The 4905-nt window shown below is 60.7% G+C and carries 4 protein-coding genes and 2 pseudogenes; 3 read left to right on the forward strand and 3 right to left on the reverse strand.

Annotated elements, in window-relative coordinates; genetic code table 11:
• Positions 1 to 240, forward strand: a 240-nt coding sequence (locus tag Y707_RS32035; protein WP_035779906.1) for a hypothetical protein, incomplete at its 5' end; no start/stop codon positions are given.
• Between the two features lie 16 nt (positions 241 to 256).
• On the opposite strand, the gene Y707_RS22610 is transcribed toward Y707_RS32035, so the two are convergent.
• Positions 257 to 982 (reverse strand): hypothetical protein, encoded by a 726-nt coding sequence (locus Y707_RS22610; protein WP_051441540.1) that lies wholly within the window; start codon positions 980 to 982, stop codon positions 257 to 259.
• A gap of 673 nt (positions 983 to 1655) precedes the next feature.
• On the opposite strand from Y707_RS22610, the pseudogene Y707_RS22615 reads away from it, so the two are divergent.
• Positions 1656 to 1949: pseudogene (locus Y707_RS22615) on the forward strand (IS110 family transposase); the annotation flags it as partial.
• A 54-nt stretch (positions 1950 to 2003) separates the two neighbouring features.
• Positions 2004 to 2774 (forward strand): annotated as a pseudogene (locus tag Y707_RS22620) (ISAzo13 family transposase); the annotation flags it as partial.
• Positions 2775 to 2806: 32 nt separating this feature from the next.
• Here the strand turns inward: Y707_RS22620 and Y707_RS0101680 are convergent.
• Both Y707_RS0101680 and Y707_RS0101695 read right to left on the reverse strand, forming a co-directional pair.
• A protein-coding gene (locus tag Y707_RS0101680) for an IS3 family transposase (RefSeq protein WP_442853270.1) occupies positions 2807 to 4203 on the reverse strand; the annotation gives its coding sequence in 2 pieces (ribosomal slippage) (positions 2807 to 3852 and positions 3852 to 4203; 1398 coding nt in all).
• A 182-nt stretch (positions 4204 to 4385) separates the two neighbouring features.
• Entirely contained in the window at positions 4386 to 4781 is a 396-nt protein-coding gene (locus Y707_RS0101695; protein ID WP_026533818.1) for a hypothetical protein, read from the reverse strand.
• Positions 4782 to 4905: the final 124 nt, after the last annotated feature.

The following is a 4905-nucleotide window of genomic DNA, read 5'->3' on the forward strand; positions in this document are numbered from 1 at the left end:
TGCGCCCTGACCCTGAAAGGTGCACCCGGCATTGATAAAAATCCGTTTCCCGAGGGTGATGTTTTTCCCGAAGTCAGAGTACAGCGGTGGGAAGACCGTGACAGATTCGTCGACGGGTTAACCGGTCAGCTGAGACAACAGTTGCCGCACCTGCGCCGGTTCGTGATAACCACCATTAAGCTCGCTGGTGATGCGCAGGGCATCCTGGCTTACTCTGTGCATCACCTCATGCAACGGTGAGTCCCCGGTGATGGTCTTACCGGCATTCAGCGCGTCGAGGAGATCGTTGAGTTCCATGATTCCTCTTGGAGAACTCGATGTGGATGTGTTCGAGGTGGGCGCGCGGGATGACCGCGGTGATAAAGACCCCGCGCCCAAGCTCTGCGCCGACGCCGTAGACAAACGGATCGGTGTCGATTTCAGCGCCGGGGATTTCACGGCCATCAATGCGCATGGCGATTGCATGATGCACGGATCGCTCATCGACCCTCGGCCTCGGTGTCTCCCATGGCTTGCCCCTATGACCGCTCGCTTCCCGGTACCTGTTCATCAGGACATGGTTGACGTGATCGACAAGCTCCTGCGGCAACGATACGCGCGTGGGCTCGTCCCGGTGCCATGTGGTCCGCACAGCCTCCCACAGCATCGGATACTTCATACGCTCCACTTGCTCGATCAACCACGGCGGCCGTGGCCAGGGCGGTTCCGTCTCGAGTGACGTTCTCATCGCCTCGTCGAGCTCTGCCAGGTTCACCGGATCGGAGCGGTCCGAAGGGTTGCGCCACAGGGTGTACGTAACACTGGCCGACATCTTGCTGTAACCGGCGGAATCTTCGGTGTAAACGGTGCCGATCGCGTCGGTGTCTTCCGCCGCGGGCTGCGGCGCCAACCCGATCATGGGGACAGGCATGAGCTTCAAGAGCTCAGCCTGCTCTATCCGGGGATCCGGCGCATCCTCGTGAGGAACTCCTGCGAATCTCATCGTCCGATTGTGAACGCACCATATTCCACGCGCAAGCGGGCGTGAACACCGCTTGATCAGACCTACGAAGGCGGAAGCTAGACAAGATCCCAGCCGATACGGTCAAACTCGCCAACCCGGAAGGTACGCATGGAGCAAAACTGCATCCTGCGCGCTTAGCCGCTAGCGCCCCAGCGCCGCTGGCGCGCCGTGGTGGTCGAAAATTTGGTCCTGTGTCTCCGGTGACTCTGGCGTGGATTTCGTTTCGGGGAGAGGATGGTGGTGTCTGTCGTGGTCGACGAACCCGCTGACCCGCCGAAAGGACACGCCTAGGTAATACACCCCGAAAGCGCGCTGACCAGCACAAACACCATCAAAACAGGTCAGCCTTCGGAAACTCCCGCTAGCGGCCCAGCGCCGCTGGCGCGCCGTGGTGGTCGAAAATTTGGTCCTGTGTCTCCGGTGACTCTAGCGTGGATTTCGTTTCGGGGAGAGGATGGTGGTGTCTGTCGTGGTCGACGCCGTTTCTTCCTTGGTGCTGCGGGTGAGCCTGTCCGCTAGCGTGGTGCGAGGGACTCCCACGGGAACCGTGGATTGTCGCCGTTGAGCACGAGTGTTAGATTCCTGCTATATCTCCCTGTCCCTCCCGCGGCAGACACTTCACTGATCACTATGAGGTGTAAGGAGAGTCATTATGGATATTGTGCACGACCGTGCGGTCGGGATCGATATCTCCAAACGCGACGCGAAGGTGTGCGTGCGTATACCCGGTCAGCGTGCGGGAACGTTTACCTCCACAGTCACGACCTGGGGTGCCACCACCGGGCAGATACTTGAACTGCGTGCTTTCCTTGAAGGTGAGCAGGTCACGACGGTGGTGATGGAGGCGACCAGCGATTACTGGAAGCCGTTCTATTATCTGATGGAAGAAACGCTGCCGGTGATGCTGGTCAACGCCAAGATGGCAAGGAATATCCCCGGCCGTAAGGACTCGCGACATAATAACTTAGGTTTTATGGTGTGTCGGCTCTAGGATTGTGTTATGGCCGTGGGTGAGCAGTTGGTGGAGTCAGCGACAGAGAGGTATACGGTGTTGCGTCCGCATTTGGACGAGCGGCAGCGCCGTTTGTTGTTGGGGGTGGAGGCAACCGGGCTGGGGCGTGGCGGGATCAAGGCGATGGCCATGGCGACCGGGGTCCATCCCGATACCATTGCCCGCGGAGTCCGAGAGATGGCGGGGAATCCCGGGCCGCAGTCGCGGGTGCGGGCACCTGGCGGCGGCCGGAAGAAGCTGGCCACCACTGATCCGTCGCTGGTTGCCGAGCTGGAGGCACTGGTGGACCCGGGAACGCGGGGAGACCCAATGTCGGCGCTGGTCTGGACGACCCGCTCGACCCGCAACCTGGCCGGTGCGCTGACCGAGGCCGGGCATCCGGTCTCAGACCGGACCGTGGCACGGATGCTGCGCGAGGCGGGCTATAGCCTGCAGTCCAACGCCAAAGTCACCGAAGGCTCCCAGCACGAAGACCGGGACGCCCAATTCACGTACCTGGCCGGGCAGGTCGGTGAACACATGGAGGCGGGCCAGCCGGTGGTCTCCGTCGACACAAAGAAAAAGGAGCTGGTCGGGGATTTCAAAAATGCCGGGCGCCAGTATGAGCACTCCGGGGCCCCCGAGCGGGTCAGCGTCCACGACTTCATGGACAAGGATCTGGGCAAGGCCATCCCCTACGGAATCTATGATGTCTCGGCCAATACCGGTTGGGTCTCGGTCGGAACGGATCATGACACCTCGGCCTTCGCCGTGGCCACGGAATTTGTCAAGGTGAATGAGGCCAGTGGGAATTAGGCTGCTGCTTTTGTGTCGTTTTTCTCGGCTGGTTTGTTGATCCAGGCGGTGTTGGGGATGGCGAGGATTTTGGGGTCGTTGTTGGTGGTGAATCGTTCGGGTGTTTTTGCCCGTGCGGCGGCCAAGATTTTGGCTCGTTCGAGGGCTTTGCTGGCGGCCAGTCCGTAGTGGACATCCGCCGGTGTGTTGAGGCCGATTCCGGTGTGGCAATGGGTGTGGTTGTACCCGTCGACAAAGAAGTCCATGAACGCTCTCGCATCGGGTAGGGAACCGAAGCGTTCGGGGAACGCGGGAGCGAACTTCAGCGACTTGAACCAGGCCTCACTGTACGGATTATCATTGCTGACCCGGGGACGGGAATGGGACCGGGTGACCTCCAGGTCCGAGAGCAGCGCCGCGACTGTTTTGGAGGTCATCGAGGTGCCACGGTCGGCGTGGACGATCTGCGGGATGCCGTGGATGCCGAAGATTTCCTTCATCATTTCCACGGCCAGTTCCCCGGACTCGTGGGCATGGACGTAGGCGCCGACGATGTAGCGGGAATAGATGTCGATCATGACGTAGCAGTCGTAGTATTTGCCCTTGATCGGGCCGGCGAGTTTGGTGATGTCCCAGGTGTAAACCTGTCCGGGTCCGGTCGCGACCAGCTCCGGCACGGCCCGCGCCGGGTGGCGTGCGATCCGTCGGCGTTCCTTGACCTGGCAGTTCTCCTCCAGGACGCGATAGAACGTGGAGATTGAGCACAAATAGACGCCTTCGTCCAGGAGCCGGGCATAGATCTGCACCGGCGGCAGGTCCACGAAATCCTTCGAATTCACGGTCGCCAGGATGTGGGCGCGCTCGGCCACTGAGAGCTTGTTTGCCGGCGCCGGGACCGGCGGAGGGTCTTCCACCGCGATGCGGGGTTTGCGGGTCGCTGTGGCCCTGGATACCCCTGCAATCACGGCCGCTTCCCGGGTAGAGATGTCCGCCAGGGTGAGGGCGGTGTAGGCGCTCATCAGGGTTTCTTGTACCAGGGCTGCTGCTCCGCGCTTTCGGAGATATCCTCCAAAAGCAGTCGTGCTTTTTCCATTATCGACAACGCAGCTGCAGTCCGTGCCAGCTTGCGTTCACTCACCTCCAGCTGCCGACGTAGACGCCCGATTTCTGCCTGTTCAGCAGTGGGCTTGCCGATCTTTTCCCCGGGTTTTTTGCCCTCGAGGACACCGGCGTCGCGGAGCTTACGCCACTCGGTGATCTGGGAGGAATACAGGCCCTCGCGGCGCAGGTAAGCCCCGCCGCCGGTGCCATCGTCACAGGCCTGCTGGTACGCATCCAAGTACGCCAATTTTTGTGCCGGAGTGAACGACCTACGAGGGGTCGGGCCTCCGGACCTGGGGCCAGGATTACTCATGGACCCATTCTCCCGCGGCGGGGAAATTGTGGAGATAGACATTAGTGGTGATCCTGGTTCTCGCCCTACGAATTAGACGAAGTTGCTACGAAGTACTGGCCTTGTGGCCCTGGATACCCCTGCAATCACGGCCGCTTCCCGGGTAGAGATGTCCGCCAGGGTGAGGGCGGTGTAGGCGCTCATCAGGGTTTCTTGTACCAGGGCTGCTGCTCCGCGCTTTCGGAGATATCCTCCAAAAGCAGTCGTGCTTTTTCCATTATCGACAACGCAGCTGCAGTCCGTGCCAGCTTGCGTTCACTCACCTCCAGCTGCCGACGTAGACGCCCGATTTCTGCCTGTTCAGCAGTGGGCTTGCCGATCTTTTCCCCGGGTTTTTTGCCCTCGAGGACACCGGCGTCGCGGAGCTTACGCCACTCGGTGATCTGGGAGGAATACAGGCCCTCGCGGCGCAGGTAAGCCCCGCCGCCGGTGCCATCGTCACAGGCCTGCTGGTACGCATCCAAGTACGCCAATTTTTGTGCCGGAGTGAACGACCTACGAGGGGTCGGGCCTCCGGACCTGGGGCCAGGATTACTCATGGACCCATTCTCCCGCGGCGGGGAAATTGTGGAGATAGACATTAGTGGTGATCCTGGTTCTCGCCCTACGAATTAGACGAAGTTGCTACGAAGTACTGGCCTCACCCAACCCTGACACGTAGGG

The organism is Arthrobacter sp. H14, from assembly GCF_000520495.1.
In the GTDB taxonomy this organism is placed as follows: domain Bacteria; phylum Actinomycetota; class Actinomycetes; order Actinomycetales; family Micrococcaceae; genus Arthrobacter_C.

Excerpts from the sequence above, each read along its gene's own strand:
- Y707_RS0101695 (WP_026533818.1), bottom strand. The coding sequence starts at position 4,781 with ATGAGTAATCCTGGCCCCAGGTCCGGAGGCCCGACCCCTCGTAGGTCG.
- Y707_RS22610 (WP_051441540.1), bottom strand. The coding sequence starts at position 982 with ATGAGATTCGCAGGAGTTCCTCACGAGGATGCGCCGGATCCCCGGATA.